Source organism: Achromobacter sp. HZ34 (genome assembly GCF_002209485.1).
Taxonomy (GTDB): domain Bacteria; phylum Pseudomonadota; class Gammaproteobacteria; order Burkholderiales; family Burkholderiaceae_B; genus Bordetella_C.
This window is the reverse complement of the sequence record NZ_NJIX01000002.1, coordinates 354,579-373,785: the sequence shown is the minus strand read 5'-3', so window position 1 is coordinate 373,785 and position 19,207 is coordinate 354,579. Positions and strand designations below refer to the sequence as shown.

Below are 19,207 nucleotides of genomic sequence, written 5' to 3'. Positions count from 1 at the left end.
TTGACAAAGTCATATATAAGACTAGATAATTGGTGTTGTCAAGCAATCGATAAATGGATGGTTGGCAAAACCGCAGAGGAGACAGCGATGGAGACAGCGATGGAAAGCGCCGGGGCAGTGCGGGGCGCAATGCTGAGAGGCAGGATCTGGAAGTTCGGCGACAACATCAATACGGACATGATGATGCCCAACGTGGCTCGCACGCTGCCGGAGGATGAACAGAAGAAGCTCTGTTTCGAAAGCATCCGGCCGGGTTGGAGCGCCCTGGTTGGCGCCGGCGACATCATCGTCGGCGGCAAGAATTTTGGAACGGGATCATCGCGCCCGGCGGCCAAGCTGCTGAAGCAGCTTGGCATCGTGGCGGTAGTGGCGGAAAGCGTGAACGGCCTGTTCGTTCGTAATTGCGTCAATTACGGCATCCTGCCTTTGAATTGCGCGGGTATCGCCGCCGCGACCACCGATGGCGAAGAACTCGAAATCGACGTTGACAGTGAGATCGTGCGTAATGTCAGCAAGGGCATTGCGCTGGACTCCCAGACACTGCCCGATCAACTCATACAGCTTGCGCTGGCCGGCGGCATCCGCCCCTTGCTCAAGCGTGACGGCTATCTCAAATAATCATTCAGGAGACGCATCATGGGCATGACCATGCTGGAAAAGCTGCTCGCGCGCGCGGCGGGTAAAGCCAAGGTGTCAGCGGGCGATATCGTGACGGTCAAGGTCGATCAAGCGGTTTTGCTGGACAGTACCTTCACCATTCCCGGCCGCTTCCCCTTCCCGGAGAAAGTATGGGATCCGGATCGCATCGCACTGGTTTTCGATCACACGATACCCGCGCCCAATATCACCATCGCGAATGGCTTGAAGAACGGCCGCAACTTTGCCGCGCGCTATGGCATCAAGTTCTATGGCGAGGGGCGCCAGGGGATCAGCCACCAGCTGATGGCGGAACTGGGCATGGCCCGCCCCGGCTCCGTGCTGATGTGCTCCGATTCGCATACTTGCGCGAGCGGCGCCTTTAACTGCGCGGCGCGTGGCGTCGGTTCAGAGGAATTGCTGTACGTGGTCTGCACGGGCCGGACCTGGTTTATCGTCTACCCGACCATACGCTATGAGTTGAAGGGCAAGCTGCGTCCGGGCGTTTATCCGCGCGACATCATCCACTACATCGCCGGCAAGTATGGTGACCACGTCGGCCACAACGTCGAGTATGCGGGGCCGGCGGTGCGCGGCATCGACATGTCAGGGCGCCAGACCATGTCCACCATGAGCGCTGAACTGAGTGCCGAATTCGCGTTGTTCGAGGCCGACGAGGTAACGGCTGCCTATCTTGCGGGGCGCACTACCGAACCTTGGGAGCCTGTGTTCGCGGACGAGGACGCTGAGTATGCGGAAGTGCGCGACATCGACCTGGACGAGGTGGAGCCGCTGATCGTCATGCCGCACTTCGTTCCTGGCAACGTCAAGCCCGTCTCCGAGGTGAAGGGGCTGAAGATCGACCAGGCGTTCATCGGGTCATGCGCCAATGCCCGGATCGAAGACTTGCGCATCGCCGCTACCGTCCTGCGGGGCCGGCATGTACATCCGGACGTACGCATGATCATCACGCCCTCTTCCAGCGACGTCATGAAGCAGGCTTCCAAGGAAGGGCTGATCGAGATATTCATCGAAGCGGGCGCGTTGGTGACCAACGCCACATGCGGCGCCTGCCTTGGCGGCAGCATGGGCGTGGTCGGCGATGGTGAACGCTGCCTGACGTCCAGCACGCGCAACTTCAAGGGACGTATGGGTAGTCCCAACAGCGAAGTGCTGATGGGGTCGCCCGCCACCGTCGCGGCATCCGCGATCGCCGGCAGTATCGCCGACCCCCGTGAGTACGCACCGCTGGAGCTTGAACCGGCGTAGAACGGCGCGGCCGCCGTCGCTTGAGGTTTGGAGGAGACAAAAATGAGAAAAAATTCTGTGTCCAGCGTCGGCACGGGGGCCTCGGGGGCGCGCCGGGCTGCGCTGCGGCATTTGGCCGGTGCCTTGGCGATCTGCGGCCTGGGTCGCGTCAAAGCCGCGGGCGCTGTCGGAGATTCCCCGTCCGCTTATCCATTGCGGCCCATCCGCATCGTGGTGCCTTACGCGCCAGGCGGAGGGACGGACATGATGGCCCGCCTGATCGCGGTGGGCCTGTCAGAGCGTCTAGGCAAGTCTGCATACATCGATAATCGCGCTGGAGCAGGGACTGCCATCGGATCCCAAGTGGTCGCCGCGGCCGAGCCGGATGGCTACACCATACTGATCACGACGGGCACGCTTGCCGTGTTGCCTGCGCTCTACGCGAACCTGTCTTTCGATCCGGTCAAGGACTTCGCCCCGATTACCTTATTCGCGTCTTCACCGAATGTGCTGCTGGTGGCGCCGGATCTGCCCGTGAAGACCTTCGCGCAATTCATCGCCTACGCCAAGGCAAGACGGGAGCCGCTGGCCTATAGCTCCAGCGGCATAGGGGGCACCGGTCACCTCGCGTTCGAACAGATCAAACAGCTGACGAAAGTGAACATGACCCATATCCCGTATAACGGCGGCGGGCCCGCGCTGCAGGCGCTGTTGAGCGGCCAGGTATCGGCGATGATCAACAACGTTGCCCAGTCCATCGTCCATATCGAGGCGGGCCGGCTGCGGGCATTGGCAGTCACTTCCCATGAGCGCTCCCCAACCTTGCCCGAGGTGCCCACGATCGCTGAGTCCGGCTATCCGCAGTTCGATGCGCAGGCATGGTTCGGTGCGCTGGCGCCGGCGCATACGCCAGCGGAAATCGTCGAGAGGTTATCGGAGACGCTTGCGTCCGTGGTGGCGGACCAGAAGGTTTCCGCGGCTTTCCAGGCGCAGGGCGTGGAAGTAGCGACGACGGCTTCGGCGTCGTTCGCCAATATTATTCGTGACGATGTCCTGCGGTGGAAGCGCGTCATCTCCGCTGCCGGTGTCACCGTCAATTGAAGGGCAGCGGCCAGCACCGTGGGAAACCGGCCTGATCGGGGCGGACGCAAGGCAGTCCGCCTACCATCCCCCATCCCTGTCCCGCCGCTGCGGTTCGAACCTGTCCAGCAGGAAGTCCACCAGCGCGCGCGTTTTCGCCGACAGGTAGTTGCGCGTGGGGAAGACGGCGTAGATATCCGCCGGTGGCAGGTCCCATTTCGGCAGTACCGGGGCCAGGCGTCCGCTACGCAGGAAGGGCGCTATCTCCCATAGCGACCGCATCAGGATGCCGTGGCCGTCCAGCGCCCAATTCACCACGCACTCGCCATCGTTGGACGCCAGCGGTCCGCGTACCTTGACGCTCTCGGCATGGCCGCCCGACTTCAAGTGCCACGTGCCGAAGGTCTCGTCGTTCTCCTGGATGAAAAGGCAGGCGTGCCGGGCCAGTTCGCGCGGCGTCGCGGGATGCCCATGCCTGGCCAGATAGGCGTTGGCGGCCCCCAGCACCCGGCGGTTGTGGGCCAGCAGCCGCGCGGTCAGGGTCGAATCGGGTAGCTCGCCAAGCCGGATCTGCAGATCGAATCCCTGTTCGATCAGGTTGACGGGCCGGTCGGTCAGCGTGAGCTGCACCTCGACCTCCGGAAAGGACTTGGCAAAGGCCGACAAGGCCGGCGAGATGAAGCGCCGCCCGAACCCCAGCGTCGCCGCGACGCGCAAGGTTCCCCTGGGCACGGCCCGCGCGCCCGCGACCTTGCGCTCCAGCGCTTCGAGTTCCTCCAGCACCCGCGCGCCTTCCAGGAGATAAGTCTCTCCCTCCGGCGTCAGGCTGGCGCGCCGCGTCGTCCGGTGCAGCAGCCGCACCCCCAGCCGCCGCTCGACCGCGTTCAGCCGCTTGCTGACCGCGGGAGGCGTGATGCCCAACTGCTGCGCCGCCTCGCGCAGGCTGGGATGTTTCGCCAGGATGGCGAAGAACTCCAGATCGGATATCGGACTCATGGGGATCCTGAAAGGGGGCGCGCAATGCGATTCTGGATTATTAACCTGAAAGACCGAAACAACTAATCAGGACGACATTATCACCGGGTAATTCACTATTAAGATTCCACCCACATCACAACAACATCCAATGGAGACATCTATGCGACGCGCCGGACTTCTTGCCATCCTGGCCGGTTTGGTTTTTTGTACCTCGGCAGCGGCCGACTATCCTGAACGGCCGGTCAAGCTCATCGTCCCCTACGCGCCGGGCGGCAGCGCGGACATCGTCGCCCGCATGGTCAGCGACGAATGGGCCAAGGCGCTGGGCCGTGCCATCGTGATCGAGAACCGTGGCGGTGCCGGCGGGAATGTGGGTGTGGACGCGGTGGCCAAGTCGGCCCCCGATGGCTACACCATCGGCCTGCAAACCGTGTCGCTGGCGATCAATCCCGCGCTGTTCCCCAACATGCCGTATGACACCCTGAAGGATCTGGCGCCCATCAGCATGGTGGCGTCGTCCCAGCACGTGCTGGTCGTCAATAACGGCGTGCCCGCGCAGAACGTCAAGGAACTGATAACGCTGGCCAAGAAAGATCCAGGCAAGCTTACCTATGCCTCGGCCGGCCCCGGCAGCACCTTCCATATGGCGGCGGAGTTGTTCAAGGCGGTCGCCGGTGTCGACATCGTCCACATTCCCTACCGTGGCGGCGGTCCGGCCCTGATCGATGTGATGAGCGGCCAAGTGCAGCTGTGCTTTCCGGTGCTCGCCGCCGCGCAAGGGCAGATCCAGGGCGGCAAGATACGCGCGCTGGGCGTGACCGGCACCAAGCGTTCGCCATTGATGCCCGATGTCCCGACCATCGCCGAAGCGGGCCTGCCGAATTATTCCTTCGACACCTGGTTCATCGTCTTCGCGCCGGCACATACGCCGCAGCCCGTCATCGACAAGCTGAACGACACGCTGGTGAAGGTGCTGAAGTCGCAGGCCATCGCGGACCGCATGGCGCGTGAAGGATTCGAAGCGACGCCTTCCACGCCGGCACAGGCACGCCAACGCCTGGAGACCGAAATTCCCCAATGGAACAAGCTGGTCAAGGACCGCGGCATCACGATGCAGTGATGCGGCCAGGCCATGCCCCAGCTTTTCCGTGCCCCACCTGAGTGACGACCATGCCCCCACGCACTTTTTATCGGAAGCTCATCGAGACGCATACCGTCGCCCAGCTCGATGAGCAGAACATCCTGCTTTTCTGCGACCTGCATCTGATGAACGAGTACACCAGCCCGCAGGCTTTCGCCGGCCTGTACGAAGAAGGCCGCGGCGTACCCATGCCGGGGCAGAATGTCGCCGTCGTCAGCCACATCATTCCCACGCATCCCGGCAAGATACGCGTCATCGCCGATCCGCCGTCGGCTTTGCAGGCGAGCTATCTGAAGAAGAACTGCGACACCTTCGGCATCCCGCTGTTCGACACCAACGACGCGCTGCAAGGCATCGAGCACGTGGTCGCCCCCGAGCACGGCATGATCCGCCCCGGCATGGTGGTCATCTGCGGCGACAGCCATACGACGACTTATGGCGCACTGGGTGCCCTGGGCTTCGGCATCGGGACCACCGAGGTGGAGCACGTGCTGGCGACGCAGACCCTGGTCTACCGGGTGGCGCAGACCATGCATATCCGCGTGGACGGTGCGCTGGCCGACGGCGTGACGGCGAAAGACCTGGTGCTGGCCATCATCGGCCGTATCGGCGCGCGCGGGGCGCTCGGCTACGTGATCGAATACAGCGGCAGCGCCATCGACGCCTTGTCGATCGAAGCCCGCTTCACGCTGTGCAATATGATCGTCGAGGCGGGGGCACGGGGCGCATTGATCGCGCCCGACCAGAAGGCCATCGATTACGTGATGGCACGCGCCCCCGACCTGGCGGCCACGCATCGCGACGCCGCCCTGCAAGCCTGGCGCGACCTGCGCAGCGACGCGGGCGCCACCTTCGACGCGTCGCACGTCTTCGATGCGGGCACGATCGCGCCGCAGGTCACGTGGGGGACGAGTCCGGACCAGGTCGTCGCCATCGACGCACGTTTGCCGCGCCTGCAAGACCTGGCGGACGGCGTGGTGCGAGTGAGCGGCGCGCGCGCGCTGGCGTACACCCAGCTGGAAGAAGGCGAGGCCATCGAGGGCACGCCAGTCCAGCATGTATTCATCGGCTCCTGTACCAATGGCCGCATCGAAGACCTGCGCGCCGCGGCCGCGGTGGTGCGCGGCCGCCACGTGGCGCAGGGCGTGCGGGCGATGGTGGTGCCCGGTTCCGGAACGGTCAAGGCCGCCGCCGAAGCAGAGGGCCTGGACCGGATCTTCATGGATGCCGGATTCGAATGGCGTAACGCCGGCTGCTCGATGTGCCTGGCCATGAACGACGATGTCCTGGCCGACGGCGTCCGCTGCGCCTCCACCACCAACCGTAATTTCGAGGGCCGCCAGGGGCGTGGCGCGATCACCCATCTGATGAGCCCGGCGATGGCGGCGGCTGCCGCCACCACGGGCAAGATCACCGACGTACGCCGCCTGGAGAAGAATCATGGCTGATGCAAGGATCATCGAGGGGCGCGCCGCGCCTTTGCCGATCGAGAATCTGGACACCGACCAGATCATGCCGAAGCAGTTCTTGCGCGGCATCGACAAATCGGGGCTGACGCAAGGCCTGCTGTATGACCTGCGCTTCGATACCAAAGGCAGGCCCGAGCCGGACTTCGTCCTGAACCGGCCTGATTATGCCGGCGCATCGATACTGATAGGCGGATCGAATTTCGGCTGCGGTTCCAGCCGCGAACACGCCGTATGGGGGCTCTTGCAATATGGATTCCAGGCCGTGGTGGCGCCCAGCTTCGCCGAGATCTTCTTCTCCAACGCGATGAACAACCGGCTGCTGCTCGTCACCTTGCCCGCGGCGCGGATCGCCCAGTTGATGGCGGATGCCAGCGACCCGGCGGGCAACGCCATGACCATAGATCTGCAGGCCCAGACCGTGCAAAGCCGCAGCGTGCGTGCGAGTTTCGACATGGTTCCGCGGCACCGGCGGATGTTTCTGGAAGGCCTGGACAATATCGGCCTGTCATTGACCTACGCGGATCAGGTGCGCGACTTTGCCGCCGGGCATTGGCAGCGCCAGCCTTGGCTCAAGGATGTCGCTGCGTTGACGCGTAGAAGGCTGTCCACGTAGCAGGGGGCGCGGCGGGCGCCATTGCTGTCCGGCTGGCAGATGGCATGACGGGCGCCACTGCGCCGCCAGGGAGGACGCCGGCCGCATCGAATGTGCAGGCCGGCAGCGCCCGGCTATTCCGCCGTGATGTGCGCGTGCTCCACGATCGCCTGGTACTGCTTGCTCTGTGCCAGGATGAAGTCATGAAAGGCTTGCGGTGTCATGACTTCAACCTCGCCACCCTGTTCGGTCAGGCGCTGAGCCAGTTCGGGGTCGCGCAGGGCCGCGGAAATGGCCTGGTTCAGCGCTGTCACCACGGGCGCCGGCGTTTTGGCCGGCGCGAACACACCGAACCAGTTGCTCAGGTCATAGGATTCCAACCCCGGCGTCTCGGCCAGCGCCGGGGTGTCCTTGGCGAACGCCGCGCGCTTGGCGGACGTCACGCCAAGCGCGCGCACCTTATGGGACTGGATGAAGGGCAGGGCCGCGGCATAGCTGACGAAAGTCATGTCGACGTTGCCGCCGGTGACGTCCGACAGCTGGCCCGATGCGCCTTTATAAGGCACGTGCATCATGGTGACGCCGGCGGTCGATTCCATCAGCGCGCCGTTCAGATGCTGGGGATTGCCGATGCCGCTGGAGGCATAGCTGACCTTGCCGGGATGGGCCTTGGCGTATTGCAGCAGCTCGGCGGTGGTGTTCGCCTTCAGGGACGGACCGGCCACCAGCACATTGGGCACGCGTGATACCAGGCTGACGGGGGCCAGGTCCTTCTCGGGCGAATACGCCATCTTGTCTTTGTAGGCGTAGGGATTGATCGCCGTCTCGCCCGCCGATCCCAGCAGCAGGGTATAGCCGTCCGGCGGCGCCTTGACCACGTAGCCGGCCCCCAGCATGCCACTGGCGCCCGGCTTGTTCTCGACGATGACGTTCTGCTTGAGCGTGACCCGCAGTTTTTCAGCGAGCAGGCGCGCCATGACGTCGACGCCTCCCCCCGCGGAGAAGGGCACGATGATGGTGACCGGCCTGGAAGGATAGTCCTGCGCCGAGGCGGCGGACCCGATCAAGACCGCGCTGGCGGCGGCCGCCACGATGAGGGCGCGGCGGGGCAAGGAAGGCGAGGGCATGGTGTCTCCGTATTTATGTCTGGATGCGTGCGTCTACGTGCGCATGTCTTGGGATAAATCAGAATTTTCTGTTAATTGCATTTTAGAATGTGAAAATGCAATAATGCTGCTATGGAAAACACCTATGTCATCGTCCATGGCCAGCGCTACGCCATCACGGACCTCCAAGGGGCGGCCGGCGCCGCATTGACGCAACTGCCCGTGGTGCTGCGCCTGCTGCTGGAGAACGTCCTGCGCAACACGCGTGGAGACGAACGCGCGCAGTCCGTGCAGGCGCTGCTGGCCTGGCTGGAGAACGGCCGCAGCGAGGCGGAGATTCCTTTCCAGCCCGCGCGCGTTCTCATGCACGACACCACCAGCACCCCCGCGCTGGTCGATATCGCGGCCATGCGCGACGAACTGGCCGAGGCCGGTGCCGATCCCGCATCGCTCAGTCCGCTGCTGCCGGTGGAAGTGTCCGTCGATCATTCGCTGGCCGTGGAGGCCTATGCGCGGCCAGACGCGGCGGACATCAACATGTCCTACGAGATCCGCCGCAACCAGGAACGCTACCGCTTCCTGCGCTGGGCCTCGCGGGCGCTGGAGGGCGTACGCATCAATCCCCCCGGTACCGGCATCATGCACACCATCAACCTGGAGCAGTTGGCCACGGTGGTGACCACGTCGGTGGACGCGTCCGGCCACCGCCAGGCCATGCCGGACATGATGATAGGCACCGACAGCCACACGCCCATGGTCAACGGCATAGGCGTGCTGGGCTGGGGCGTCGGCGGCCTGGAAGCGCAGACGGTGATGTTCGGCATGCCGACGATGTTGCGCATTCCCGATGTGGTCGGCGTCGAGCTGACGGGTAGCCTGCAGGCAGGCGCCACGGCCACCGACCTGGCATTGACGGTGACTCAGCGTTTGCGCGCCATCGGCGTCTCCGGCGAGTTCATCGAGTTCTTCGGCCCAGGCGTGGCGACGCTGACCGCGGGCGAGCGCTGCGTGGTCGCCAATATGGCGCCGGAATACGGCGCGACGACCGGCTATTTCCCGGTGGATGAAAATACGCTGGACTACCTGCGGCAGACTGGCCGGGCGACGGCTGCCATCGATCTGGTGCGCGCCTATATGCAGCGCACGGATCTCTGGTTCGATCCCCAGGCCCGGCCCCGCTATACCCAGTCCATACATATCGAACTGGATCGCATCGGCATGCACGCCGCCGGTCCGCGCCGTCCGCAGGACCTGTTGCTGCACACCGATATCCCCGCCGTGCTGGGCGAGCAGGCCTTCACGCCCGCCGCGGGCAGCGCCATGCCGGCCTTCCCGATTGCCATTGCCGCCATCACCAGTTGCACGAACACGTCCGATCCGGCCTTGCTCATCGCCGCCGCCCTGGTCGCCCGCAAGGCGCGCGCATTGGGGCTGCGGGTTCCCTCGTGGGTCAAGACATCCCTGGGCCCGGGCTCGCCGGCCGCTGCCGCCTATCTGGCGCGGGCCGGCTTCATGGACGATCTCACCGCGGTCGGTTTCGATATCGTCGGGTACGGCTGTACCACCTGCATAGGCAATTCCGGTCCCTTGCCGGCGTCCATCGCCGACGCCGCCAGGGCAGGGCAGATTCGGCCGGTCGCGGTGCTGTCGGGCAACCGCAATTTCCCCGGGCGTATCCATCCGGACCTGGACCTGGGCTTCCTGATGTCGCCGCCCCTGGTGGTGGCGTATGCGCTTTCCGGTGACGCCGCGCGCGAACTGGGCAGCGGGCCGGTGAGCCATACGGCGGCTGGCAACCCCGTGTATCTGGCCGACCTCTGGCCCTCCCGCGCGGAAGTGGACGCGGCCCTGGCACAGGCGCTCGACCCCGCCGATTTCAAGCGGTGCTTCGACATCGCCCAGGGCAATCCGCTGTGGCACGAACTGGAAGTCACCGATGCGCCGCGCTTCCCCTGGGATCCGGCTTCAACGACCTTGCGGCGGCCGCCGTTCGCGTCGCTCAAGTATGGCAGCCAGCTTGGCACGTATAGCGCCTATCCGCTGTTGATCGTCGGCGACGACATCACCACCGACCACATCTCACCGGCCAGCGCGATTCCGCCGGACAGCCTGGTGGCGGACTTCCTGGTGGCGCGCGGTGACGCGCGCGACGACCTCAATGTGTTCGCGTCGCGGCGGGGCAATTGGGAAGTCATGATGCGGGCGGCTTTCCACAGCAAGACCTTGCGCAACCTGCTGGCGCCGCAAGCGCCGGTGGCGCATACGCTGCATATTCCTTCGGGTGAGATCCTGCCGATCTGGGATGCCGCCGCCCGCTATCGGGAAGCGGGCCAGTCGACCGTGCTGGTGGCCGGTGAACGTTACGGCACCGGGTCGTCGCGCGACTGGGCCGCCAAGGGACAACGCCTGCTGGGCATCCGGGCCGTGCTGGCCTGCAGCTTCGAACGCATCCACCGGTCCAATCTGATCGGCATGGGCATCCTGCCGTTGCGCTTCCCCGCCGGCATGGGGCCCGACTCGCTGGCGCTGCGGGCCGGCGACACCATCACCGTGCACGCCGAGGCGATCGCGCCGCGCGGTACCGTCGATGTGACCATCCAGCGGGATGACGGCAGCGTGCAGCGCATCGCCTTGACCGCCGCCGTGGAAACCCAACTGGAAGTGGCGTTGCTCGGCAACGGCGGCGTCATTCCCACGATATTGCGGCAACGTTTGGCCGCGTAGGCCGGGACCGACCGGCCCCGCAGCGCCGGCGGCATGGGGCGCTCGTCGCCCGTATTTCTGCCTGCGCCTCTGCCTACCGGCAGAACGCGTCGCGCGCCGTGGCGTCGGTGACGTAGCGATTGCCGCTGCCCTGCAGCGAGACGATGCGGCGATTGCGTTCCTGTTCCCAGGTGCTGACCGGATACTGCCGCGACCAGGCGCAGAACAACTGGCGGTCCTGCTTGCTCAGTTTCAAGGAATAGGTCGTCGCCATATACATCTGGATGCGGGAAATCTCTCCGCGGATTTCCGGGCGCGGCTGCACGGCGCGGTTCTTGAAATCCACCGCCGTCTGGCATTGTCCATACATGCTGACCTTGCCCGACGTCCATTGCGAATAGGGGAAGTTCTGGCGGTCGCCATTGACTTCGCCGACGGACGGAACCAGGTTGACCAGATCGCCTTCGGCCTTGCGGTAAGCCGCGTCGTTCTTCTCGCAGTTCTTGCGGCCACTGCTGCCCTGGCTCTTGTCCTGCCAGCACTGGCGTTGATGGCCCAGCGTCCAGGCCGGCACGATGTGCTCCCATTCGATGCGTTGCGCGCGCGCCAGGTTCATGCGCGTCTTGTAGCCGCAGGAAGCCAGGTCGACCTGCTTGCCGGAGTAGGCGCAGCCGCAGTAATACTCATGTTCGCGCCCCTGGTAGACAGTGGGCAACACCTCTTTGGCCTTGCGAAAATCGCGGTGGCCTACGGCAGTCTTGCGCGTGACGAGATCCGGATCGGTGGCGTGGGCAGGAAGGGAAAGGACAGCAAGGGACAGGGCTACAGCGTGCAGCAGTACAACGTTTTTCATGGCGCCGGATTGTACCGGCCATTTTGAACGAAACGGGCCAGGCCCTGGAAAAGCGTTCGCGGTGTTGTAAGAAAAAATCGCAGCGAGCCCCCGGAACAGGGCTCGCTGCGATTCTTGACTTACAGGCCGCGAGTTATGAGCAGCGGCCTATGAACCGCGACTTATGAATCTCGACTCATGAATCTCGACTCATGAATCTCGACTCATGCGTTGCTGACCACGGCTTACTTCACGCCGATGAACGGCAGCGCCGCGCCAGGCAGTTGCGTAGTCGGCAGCTTGCCATCCCATTTATCCACGGCATTCAGCTGTACCAGGTTGGTGTTCGCGGCCAGGGCCTTGGCGCGCGCCTCGATGGCCTTGGCTTCGGCTTCACCCCGCAGGGTGATGCCGTCGGCTTCCGCCTTGTAGCCGGCCCGCTTGGCGTCGGCTTCGGCCTGGGCCTGCACCACCTGGATCTCGGCATTGATGGTGGCGGTCTCCTTCTGCTGGCGGGTGGTTTCGATCTGCACTTGCGCCAGCATGCGTTGTTCGATCGATTGCACGTAGGTCTTGGAGAAGGAAATGTCCTCCAGCTGCACGCCTACGATGGTGACCGGCTCGTCGCGCAGCGCTTCGCGGATGGAGCTGGTCACGTCCACGCCCAGCTTGGCGCGGTCCTGAATGGCGGAGACAGCGGTAAAGCGGCCGAAGACCTTCTTTATCTGGTCGTAGGTGCGCGGCATCAGCACGCGGTTCTGCAGATTGTCCAGCGAACCGTATTGGGAATAGAGATCGCCGACGCGGGCGTCGGGAACGCGATACGTGACCGAGATGCGGATGTCGGCCGGCTGCTGGTCGGCGCTATAGGATTCGACCTTGTCGAAGGTCGACGTGTGATCGCGCACGGAGACGTTGACGGTGGTATCGATCACCGGCACCTTCAGATGCAGGCCCGGTTCGGCGACGTCGACCAGCCGGCCATTGCGCAGCACGACGGCCCGTTCGCCCTGGTCGACCTGGTACCAGGAGCCGGTGATGGCGACCAGTACCAGCAGCACGACGACCACGAGCCCGGCGAGCAGGGGGAGAGACTTACCTTTCACTTTTGTTGCTTCCATGTTCTTGTTTCTACGTAGTGGAGGGGGGGAAGGTAAAGAACACGCAGGCGTCGTCAAGCAGCCTGCGCGGAGGCAAGCATACCGGTAAAGGGCAATTAAAGGATTTGACAGGAATGCCGCAACGGCGCGGGGGGGCCACACCGTTGGGTAGAGTAAGGCAGGGAGGGGTGGCCGCAGCCTGCGATGCAGGCCGCGCGCGAGCTCGGGCCATAACGGCCGGGCCGCGTCAGGCCCGGGCCGCGTCAGGCCGGCGTCGCGACCGATCGGGCCTGGGTTTGCGTCTGGGCCTGGGCCGGCGCCGCCGCGAGAAAGCTGCGCGACTTGCCGGAACTCAGATATCCGGCGATCGATTCCTGCGTCACTTCACCCAGGTACACGCCCTCGGCATCCAGCACGGGCAGCCAGCTGGTGTTGTGCTGGTACATGCGTGACAGCACGATCCGCAAGTGCTCGTCCACCGCCGCGGTGACGGTAAACGTACGCAGCGCTTCGCCGCAGGCGCGGTCGCCCGTGCGCATGGCTTCGCGCGCGTCGCGCCGGGTGATGTAGCCCAAGGCGCGGCCGGCGGTGTCCAGGATGGGCAGATAGCGCACGTCGGCCTCGTCCATCAAGCCGTAGGCCTGCGCCATGGTCATGTCCGGCGAGCCGCAGGGCGGCAGGCTGGCGGCGTCGCCCGCGCGCACCAGCAGCAGGCGCTTCAAGGTGTTGTCGTGGCCGACGAAGGCCTGCACGAAATCGTCCGCCGGGCGTGCCAGCAGCGCGTCGGGATGGTCGAACTGCACCAGCCGTCCGGCGCGGAAAACCGCCACCCGATCGCCCAGCTTGATGGCCTCGTCGATGTCGTGCGACACCATGATGACGGTCTTGTTCAGCTCGCGTTGCATCTGGAAGAATTCGTTCTGGATGCTTTCCCGGTTGATCGGATCGACCGCGCCGAAGGGTTCGTCCATCAACAGCACGGGCGCATCCGCGGCCAGGGCGCGAATCACGCCGACACGCTGCTGCTGGCCGCCGGACAGTTCACGCGGGTAGCGGGCCATCATCTTGGCGGGATCCAGCTTGACCATGGCAAGCAGTTCGCGCGCCCGTTCGCGGCAGCGCTGCTTGTCCCAACCCATCAGGCGCGGCACCACCATGATGTTCTGCTCGATGGTCATGTTGGGGAACAGGCCGATCTGCTGGATCACATAGCCGATCTTGCGGCGCAGGCTGACGGCGTCCAGGGACGCGGTGTCCTCGCCGTCGATCAGCACGCGTCCCGACGTCGGCGCGATGAGACGGTTGATCATCTTCAGCGTGGTGGTCTTGCCGCAACCGGAAGGCCCCAGGAAGACGCAGATTTCGCCGCGCGGCACGGTCAGGCTGACGCGATCGACGGCCTTCACCACGTGACCGTCCTTTTGCGTGAACGATTTGCTGAGTTGGTCGAGTTCTATCATGTCCGGACTCCTTTCGGTGTTAGGGCGCGCTGCAGCCACTGCAGGCAAAAATCGGCGGCGATGGCCAGTACGCTGACCAGGACGGCGCCCATGGCGAGCTTGCTCATGTTGCTCTGGCTGATGGCTTGCAGGATCAGCACGCCAAGGCCGCCTGCGCCGATCAGCGCGGAAATCGTCGCCACGCCGATGTTCATCACCACGGCGGTACGCACGCCGCCGATGATGACGGGCGTGGCCAGCGGCAGTTCCACCATGCGCAGGCGCTGCCAGGGCGTCATGCCGATGCCGCGCGCGGCTTCACGGATGCCGGGATCGACATTCGTCAGCGCGACGTAGGTGTTGCGCATGATGGGCAACAGGGAATAAAGAAACACGGCGGTGACGGCCGGCACGTAGCCCAGGGCGTGGCCGAAGCGGCCGAAGATGGGAATCATCAGGCCGAACAGCGCGATCGAGGGCAGGGTCAGGATCACCGTGGCCAGGCTCAGCAGCGGCGTGGCCAGCCAGCGCACGCGCACCATCAGCACGCCCAGCGGAATGCCGCACAAGATGGCGCAACCCACCGCCGCGCCCACCAGGGCAAGATGCTGGCCCGCCAGGCGCAGCAGGGATGGCCACGTTTGAATCAGGTAGTCGAAAATGCTCATGTCGCTCCTCAGCCGTCAGATCAGGCCATGCTGGCGCAGGAAATCGGTGGCTACCTGGTCCACCGGGCGCTGCCCGATATCGACCTGGTAGTTCATCTCGGTCATGGCGGCGTTGTCGAGCTGCGCGGCCAGGGCGTTCAACTGGGCGCCCAGTTCCGGATTGGCGCGCAGCGTTTCCGCGCGCACCACGGGAACCGCGTTGTAGGCCGGGAAGTAATTCAGGTCGTCGCGCAGCAGCACCAGGTTGAAGCCCTTGACGCGGCCGTCGGTGGTGTAGACCAGGCCGGTGTCGACCTGGTTGTTGCGCAGCGCGGTGTAGACCAGGCCGGGATCCAGCTGAATGATGTCGCGCCGGGTCAGCGGCAGTTGGTACGCGTCTTTCAAGGGGCCCAGGCCGTCGGGCCGCGCGGCGAATTCCATGTCGACGGCAAAGGGATGCCGCTTCTTGGGGGTGTCGCGCACCATCTTCGCGTATTCCGACAGCGTGGTGATGCCGGTGGCAACGGCGCGATCATGCGGCATGGCCAAGGCGTAGGTATTGTTGACCTTGGAGGCGTCCAGCCACACCAGGCCTTTTTTCGCGTCCAGGGTTTTCACCCGTGCGTAGCTCTGGTCGGCGTCCAGCTTTTCCTTGACGTGGTTGAACACCACCAGCGCGGTGCCGGTGTAGTCCCAGACGACGTCCAGCTGGCCGTTTTCCAGCGCCTGGCGCATCAGCGTGCTGCCCAGGCCGGTGGTGAGATCCGTGGAATAGCCCTTGGCGCGCAGATATTGCGAGGTCATCGAGGACAGGATCAATTGTTCGGTGAAGTTTTTGCCGCCGACGCGTAAAGGCGTGGCTGCGTGGGCGGTGCCCAGGCCCACCTGCGCCAGCATCAGCAGGCTCGCGACGCACCGCAGCGCGCGCGGCAACAGCCGGCGGCGGGATGTGGAATGCTTGTTCAACAAATTGCTTCTCCTTGATTTACCGCTCATCGGCCCATGCCGCGCTTGCGCAGGTACAGGGCACCACCGGCCGCGAAGATCGCGTCCAGGACCAGCGCCATGACGGCGGTGGCGGCGGCGCCCAGCAGCAGCAGCGGCTGGTCGTTCAGGTAAATGCCCGGGAAGATGAGTTCGCCCAGGCTGTTGGCGCCGATCAGGAAAGAAAGGGGCACGGTGCCCACGTTGATCACCAGGCTGATGCGCACGCCGGCCAGGATCACGGGCAGGGCGTTGGGAAATTCCACCTGGAACAGGCGCTGCGCCGGCGTCATGCCGATGCCGCGTGCCGCCTCGGTCAGCGCCGGCGACACGCCGCGCAGCCCTTCGGTGGTGTTGCGCACGATGGGCAGCAGCGAAGCCAGCCATAAGGCCAGGATGGCGGGGCGCTCTCCGATGCCCAAGGCCGCCAGGGCCAGCGCCAGCACCGCCAGCGACGGCACGGTGTTGCCGATGTTGAAGATCTGCATCAGGCGGTCGGACCAGCGCCGCATGCAAGGACGGCTCAAGGCCACGCCGGCCGGCAGCCCGGTCGCCAGGGCCAACAGCATCGAGATGCCCACCAGGCGGATATGGTCGGCGGCGTCGTAAAGCAGGCGACCGCGCTGCTGGCGGATGAAGTCCGGCCCGATCCAGGCGATCAGGCCAGCGAGCAGCGCCAGTACAAAGGCCGTCCAGGCCAGGGCACGCACGGTGGAGTTGGTTTTCAGCATGACTCTCCCAGCCCGGGTCCGCAACGCGATGAGGCGTTGCGAGCACGGGAAATGACAAGCGGGCGGCGGCCAATGGCGGCAGGGCACCAGGCCTGGCCCACGACAGTGCGAAGCATTACGTATGCGCGCCATGGCCGACAGGATCGCCGGCGGACGCGCGGTGGGTCCGTGCATCACCGTAGTGGGCGGGACCCTAAGGGTGGAGGTGCGGCCAAGAGGGCCGGACGTTCCGGAGGGAGGCGCAAATCAGCGCGAAATACCGCTGTTTGGCCAAATGGCAGCGCGAGTTAGAAGCAAAAATCCGATGCGCCGCCGATAGTCGGGACTGCCAAACGATGACTCAGTCTGTGCCGTTGATTGCGCTGTACTGCGGCGCTATGTTGCGGCGGTATTGGAAATACTAGACTGATGAGAACGGATGGCAACGTGGCGGCTATTGTACCGAAGTTCAGTCAAACTGTCATCTCGCGGCTTCCGGGGGCAGCTTGGTGAACCGTCTTTTCGACTGAAATTGGCCCAATTTTCATCCGGTGCGCGGCTGGGCGCCAAGGTCTTCCGCGGCGTTCAATAGCGCGACTTCCAGGTCGGATAGATAGGCCAGCACCGGTTCCCCACCGCTGATGGTGCGCGTGGCATTCGCGCGCGCCAAAGCCAGGTTCAGGCGGCTGAACAACTTCTGCGTGATTTCCCGCGCCCCGTTCAAGAACGCCGCGGTGCCCTGGATGCGGTGCGCCAGCTCGCGGGCGCTGACATGATCGCGCCGTGCCATGGCGTCTTGCAGCGCCACGCGATCCGCCGACAGCAGCTCGTGCGCCCGCAGCAGGAAGCCGTGGCGGGCCGCGGCGTCGGGGTAGAGCTCAAGCAGTAATTCCATATCCAGTAAAGGTGTCATCATCATCCGTCCCAAGCCCAGGCCAGGCCCGCGCGCCGCAGGGCCGATGCCAGCGAGCCGCGTGAGGCAGGTTTGGGCACGTAATCGTCCATTCCGGCGGCACGGCAGGCCTGGGCATCGGTCTGGGTGGCGTTGGCGCTGAAGCCTATCAATTTCGTGCGCGGCAGGCCGTGCACCATCTCGTGGATGCGTATGCGCCGCGCCAGGCCATAGCCGTCCAGCCGCGGCATATGGCAGTCCACCAGCACGATGCGCGGGCGCACGCACAGCCATTGCGTATAGCCGCTTTCGCCGTCGTCCGCGGCGCGCGCTTCGATACCCAGGCGATGCAGTTGGCGCAGGGTAAGGTCGCGATTGATTTCATTGTCTTCGACCAGCAACAGGTCCCGGGTCGACTGGAACAAGGGAGCAGGGCGGTCGGGCCCGCCCGTGCACTCCGGCCCCAAGGGCGCCGTGCCTGCCTCCGGTGAGTCCGCTTCGCCGCGCCATGCCTTGGCCAGGACTCTCAGGAAAGGGGCGAGGGCGTGGATGCTGGGGGTGGCGCCGTCGGCGAGGCGACAGACGAAGCCGCCATCGCTGCCGTCCATGATGCTCAGGTCAGCGCCACGGTCCGCGCCAACCTCTTCGATTTCCATCTTGCGCAACCAGGCCTGTATGGCGGGCCGCAGCAGGCGGTTGCTTACCGCCACCGTCGCGCGCCGGCCCGCATGGCAGGGCCAGTCCACCGTGCGTTCGCCCCATTGGGCAGGGAGGCGCACCGTCGCCCGGGTGCCACGCCCCGCCACGCTGTGGATGTGTATGGTCCCGCCCATGAGGTCGAGTAGAAGCTTGACGATGGACAGCCCCAATCCTGTCCCGCCATGCCGCCGGGTGGTCGAATTGTCTTCCTGCTGGAAGGGTGAGTACAGATGGCGCTGATACTCCGCCGACATGCCGGGCCCCGTGTCGCGCACCGTAATCTCGATATGGTCCCGGTCACGCCGCACGCGGCGCCGGGCCGACAGCACGATGCTGCCGTGCTCGGTGAACGAGACGGCATTGTTCAAAAGATTGGCCACGACCTGTCCTATGCGTATTTCGTCGCCGATCAGGCTGCGGTCGAAGTGCGGCATGATGGCGACGGTCAGGCTCAGTCCTTTGCGCCGCGCCAGCGGCAGATAGAGATTCGCGATGTTTTCCATCGCCGGGTACAGGCCGTAGGGCGCCTTATAGAGATGCAGCGCGCCTGATTCGATCTTGGCGTAGTCGAGGATGTCATTGATGACGCGCAACAGCAGCCGCGCGGAGTGCGTTGCAATGTCGATGTAATGCCGCTGTTCCGTATCGAGCGGCGTGTCGCCAAGGATGTCCAGCACGCCGATCACGCCGTTGAGCGGCGTGCGGATCTCATGGCTGACGGTGGCCAGGAAAGTGGACCTGACCGTGTCCGCGGTCTGTGCCCGCTCGCGCGCATGGGTGGCTTCCATGCGCGCTTTCTCCGCGGCGCGACGGGCGCTGCGTCCCCGCCGCTGCGTCCAGCCGATGGCGCCGGCCACGCAAAGAAGGCCCATCAGGACGTAACCCGACAGCGCCGCCAGATAGTCGAGCGTGGCTGCATCCGGCGGCCAGGCGATGGCACTGGCGTGCAAT

The 19,207-nt window shown here is 64.9% G+C and carries 17 protein-coding genes; 7 read left to right on the top strand and 10 right to left on the bottom strand.

What is annotated here, in order from left to right; translation table 11 throughout:
- The first annotated feature begins 87 nt into the window (after nucleotides 1-87).
- Genes CEY05_RS31230 through CEY05_RS08430 form a run of 3 tightly spaced genes read left to right on the top strand, consistent with a single transcriptional unit; the run spans nucleotide 88 to nucleotide 2,985 of the window.
- Nucleotides 88-618 carry a 3-isopropylmalate dehydratase gene (locus CEY05_RS31230; RefSeq protein ID WP_158219286.1) on the top strand — a complete coding sequence of 177 codons (531 nt, stop codon included), beginning with the start codon at nucleotides 88-90 and terminating at the stop codon, nucleotides 616-618.
- Between the two features lie 18 nt (nucleotides 619-636).
- The gene (locus CEY05_RS08435; protein WP_088598045.1) at nucleotides 637-1,905 is read left to right on the top strand and encodes an aconitase/3-isopropylmalate dehydratase large subunit family protein; all 1,269 of its coding nucleotides are present in this window, start codon (nucleotides 637-639) and stop codon (nucleotides 1,903-1,905) included.
- Nucleotides 1,906-1,947: 42 nt separating this feature from the next.
- Nucleotides 1,948-2,985, top strand: coding sequence for a tripartite tricarboxylate transporter substrate binding protein (locus CEY05_RS08430; RefSeq protein WP_088598044.1), 1,038 nt, complete (start codon nucleotides 1,948-1,950; stop codon nucleotides 2,983-2,985).
- 60 nt (nucleotides 2,986-3,045) lie between these two features.
- Here the strand turns inward: CEY05_RS08430 and CEY05_RS08425 are convergent, their stop codons facing one another.
- Nucleotides 3,046-3,960 (bottom strand): LysR family transcriptional regulator, encoded by a 915-nt coding sequence (locus CEY05_RS08425; protein WP_088598043.1) that lies wholly within the window; start codon nucleotides 3,958-3,960, stop codon nucleotides 3,046-3,048.
- 142 nt (nucleotides 3,961-4,102) lie between these two features.
- Here CEY05_RS08425 and CEY05_RS08420 point away from each other — a divergent pair, with 142 nt between their 5' ends.
- Genes CEY05_RS08420 through leuD form a run of 3 tightly spaced genes read left to right on the top strand, consistent with a single transcriptional unit; the run spans nucleotide 4,103 to nucleotide 7,165 of the window.
- A complete protein-coding gene (locus CEY05_RS08420) occupies nucleotides 4,103-5,062 on the top strand; it encodes a tripartite tricarboxylate transporter substrate binding protein (protein WP_088598042.1) in 960 nt (319 codons plus the stop codon).
- 50 nt (nucleotides 5,063-5,112) lie between these two features.
- Nucleotides 5,113-6,531, top strand: a complete 1,419-nt coding sequence (leuC, locus tag CEY05_RS08415; RefSeq protein WP_088598041.1) for a 3-isopropylmalate dehydratase large subunit — start codon at nucleotides 5,113-5,115, stop codon at nucleotides 6,529-6,531.
- Nucleotides 6,524-7,165 (top strand): 3-isopropylmalate dehydratase small subunit, encoded by a 642-nt coding sequence (gene leuD / locus CEY05_RS08410; RefSeq protein ID WP_088598040.1) that lies wholly within the window; start codon nucleotides 6,524-6,526, stop codon nucleotides 7,163-7,165. The genes leuC and leuD overlap by 8 nt, the downstream gene beginning before the upstream one ends.
- Nucleotides 7,166-7,278: 113 nt before the next feature.
- Here the strand turns inward: leuD and CEY05_RS08405 are convergent, their stop codons facing one another.
- Nucleotides 7,279-8,271: a tripartite tricarboxylate transporter substrate binding protein gene (locus CEY05_RS08405; RefSeq protein ID WP_088598039.1), complete on the bottom strand. Its 993-nt coding sequence runs from the start codon at nucleotides 8,269-8,271 to the stop codon at nucleotides 7,279-7,281.
- A 111-nt stretch (nucleotides 8,272-8,382) separates the two neighbouring features.
- On the opposite strand from CEY05_RS08405, the gene acnA reads away from it, so the two are divergent.
- On the top strand, nucleotides 8,383-10,974 hold the full coding sequence (gene acnA, locus CEY05_RS08400) for an aconitate hydratase AcnA (RefSeq protein WP_088598038.1): 2,592 nt from the start codon (nucleotides 8,383-8,385) through the stop codon (nucleotides 10,972-10,974).
- Nucleotides 10,975-11,047: 73 nt separating this feature from the next.
- Here the strand turns inward: acnA and CEY05_RS08395 are convergent, their stop codons facing one another.
- The 8 genes from CEY05_RS08395 to CEY05_RS08360 all read right to left on the bottom strand — a co-directional run bounded on the left by CEY05_RS08395 (nucleotide 11,048) and on the right by CEY05_RS08360 (nucleotide 19,206).
- Nucleotides 11,048-11,806, bottom strand: coding sequence for an endonuclease (locus tag CEY05_RS08395; RefSeq protein ID WP_088598037.1), 759 nt, complete (start codon nucleotides 11,804-11,806; stop codon nucleotides 11,048-11,050).
- Nucleotides 11,807-12,030: 224 nt separating this feature from the next.
- A complete protein-coding gene (locus CEY05_RS08390) occupies nucleotides 12,031-12,906 on the bottom strand; it encodes a prohibitin family protein (protein WP_088598036.1) in 876 nt (291 codons plus the stop codon).
- A gap of 242 nt (nucleotides 12,907-13,148) precedes the next feature.
- Nucleotides 13,149-14,345 carry an ABC transporter ATP-binding protein gene (locus tag CEY05_RS08385; protein WP_088598035.1) on the bottom strand — a complete coding sequence of 399 codons (1,197 nt, stop codon included), beginning with the start codon at nucleotides 14,343-14,345 and terminating at the stop codon, nucleotides 13,149-13,151.
- Nucleotides 14,342-14,992: an ABC transporter permease gene (locus tag CEY05_RS08380; RefSeq protein ID WP_088598034.1), complete on the bottom strand. Its 651-nt coding sequence runs from the start codon at nucleotides 14,990-14,992 to the stop codon at nucleotides 14,342-14,344. Before CEY05_RS08380 ends, CEY05_RS08385 begins: the two co-directional genes overlap by 4 nt.
- A 15-nt stretch (nucleotides 14,993-15,007) precedes the next feature.
- Complete coding sequence (locus tag CEY05_RS08375) at nucleotides 15,008-15,868, bottom strand: glycine betaine ABC transporter substrate-binding protein (RefSeq protein ID WP_088598557.1); 861 nt, start codon at nucleotides 15,866-15,868, stop codon at nucleotides 15,008-15,010.
- Between the two features lie 95 nt (nucleotides 15,869-15,963).
- On the bottom strand, nucleotides 15,964-16,686 hold the full coding sequence (locus CEY05_RS08370; protein ID WP_088598033.1) for an ABC transporter permease: 723 nt from the start codon (nucleotides 16,684-16,686) through the stop codon (nucleotides 15,964-15,966).
- 523 nt (nucleotides 16,687-17,209) lie between these two features.
- On the bottom strand, nucleotides 17,210-17,560 hold the full coding sequence (locus tag CEY05_RS08365) for a hypothetical protein (protein ID WP_088598032.1): 351 nt from the start codon (nucleotides 17,558-17,560) through the stop codon (nucleotides 17,210-17,212).
- A 20-nt stretch (nucleotides 17,561-17,580) separates the two neighbouring features.
- A complete protein-coding gene (locus CEY05_RS08360; protein WP_088598031.1) occupies nucleotides 17,581-19,206 on the bottom strand; it encodes an ATP-binding protein in 1,626 nt (541 codons plus the stop codon).
- Nucleotide 19,207 lies beyond the last annotated feature (1 nt).

Excerpts from the sequence above, each read along its gene's own strand:
- CEY05_RS31230 (WP_158219286.1), top strand. The coding sequence starts at position 88 with ATGGAGACAGCGATGGAAAGCGCCGGGGCAGTGCGGGGCGCAATGCTG.
- CEY05_RS08435 (WP_088598045.1), top strand. The coding sequence starts at position 637 with ATGGGCATGACCATGCTGGAAAAGCTGCTCGCGCGCGCGGCGGGTAAA.
- CEY05_RS08430 (WP_088598044.1), top strand. The coding sequence starts at position 1,948 with ATGAGAAAAAATTCTGTGTCCAGCGTCGGCACGGGGGCCTCGGGGGCG.
- CEY05_RS08425 (WP_088598043.1), bottom strand. The coding sequence starts at position 3,960 with ATGAGTCCGATATCCGATCTGGAGTTCTTCGCCATCCTGGCGAAACAT.
- CEY05_RS08420 (WP_088598042.1), top strand. The coding sequence starts at position 4,103 with ATGCGACGCGCCGGACTTCTTGCCATCCTGGCCGGTTTGGTTTTTTGT.
- leuC (WP_088598041.1), top strand. The coding sequence starts at position 5,113 with ATGCCCCCACGCACTTTTTATCGGAAGCTCATCGAGACGCATACCGTC.
- leuD (WP_088598040.1), top strand. The coding sequence starts at position 6,524 with ATGGCTGATGCAAGGATCATCGAGGGGCGCGCCGCGCCTTTGCCGATC.
- CEY05_RS08405 (WP_088598039.1), bottom strand. The coding sequence starts at position 8,271 with ATGCCCTCGCCTTCCTTGCCCCGCCGCGCCCTCATCGTGGCGGCCGCC.
- acnA (WP_088598038.1), top strand. The coding sequence starts at position 8,383 with ATGGAAAACACCTATGTCATCGTCCATGGCCAGCGCTACGCCATCACG.
- CEY05_RS08395 (WP_088598037.1), bottom strand. The coding sequence starts at position 11,806 with ATGAAAAACGTTGTACTGCTGCACGCTGTAGCCCTGTCCCTTGCTGTC.
- CEY05_RS08390 (WP_088598036.1), bottom strand. The coding sequence starts at position 12,906 with ATGGAAGCAACAAAAGTGAAAGGTAAGTCTCTCCCCCTGCTCGCCGGG.
- CEY05_RS08385 (WP_088598035.1), bottom strand. The coding sequence starts at position 14,345 with ATGATAGAACTCGACCAACTCAGCAAATCGTTCACGCAAAAGGACGGT.
- CEY05_RS08380 (WP_088598034.1), bottom strand. The coding sequence starts at position 14,992 with ATGAGCATTTTCGACTACCTGATTCAAACGTGGCCATCCCTGCTGCGC.
- CEY05_RS08375 (WP_088598557.1), bottom strand. The coding sequence starts at position 15,868 with ATGCTGGCGCAGGTGGGCCTGGGCACCGCCCACGCAGCCACGCCTTTA.
- CEY05_RS08370 (WP_088598033.1), bottom strand. The coding sequence starts at position 16,686 with ATGCTGAAAACCAACTCCACCGTGCGTGCCCTGGCCTGGACGGCCTTT.
- CEY05_RS08365 (WP_088598032.1), bottom strand. The coding sequence starts at position 17,560 with ATGGAATTACTGCTTGAGCTCTACCCCGACGCCGCGGCCCGCCACGGC.